Origin of the sequence: Ligilactobacillus sp., from assembly GCF_036846325.1 — a bacterium.
GTDB lineage: Bacteria > Bacillota > Bacilli > Lactobacillales > Lactobacillaceae > Ligilactobacillus.
The window spans coordinates 2,586-2,861 of sequence record NZ_DAIUCE010000154.1 but is presented as its reverse complement, the minus strand read 5'-3'; the positions used below and the strand labels follow the sequence as shown (position 1 = coordinate 2,861).

1 pseudogene is annotated in these 276 nt (G+C 41.3%); it reads left to right on the top strand.

Annotated elements, in window-relative coordinates:
* Nucleotides 1–79 precede the first annotated feature (79 nt).
* Nucleotides 80–276 (top strand): annotated as a pseudogene (locus V7Z60_RS09605) (heavy metal translocating P-type ATPase); the annotation flags it as partial.

Here is a 276-nt window from a genome sequence, read left to right as displayed (position 1 = left end):
ACATTATTTTCATCTCGTGTTACCTTTGAGACGTAATAAGGATCAGCGTACGGGATTCCACTCAAAGGAGGAAAAAACAATGAAACACTCAACAAAATTGTGGATCATTTTGGGGATCGGCCTTGTTGCGCTTATCTTGGAGTTCGGCTTAAAACAGCAGCTCTTTGCACAAGCGCTGATTACGATCGTCGGATCCATCATCTCGCTTTCAATGCTATATGAAATGATCAAATCACTTAAATCAGGAGACTACGGAGTTGACCTTTTGGCAATCAT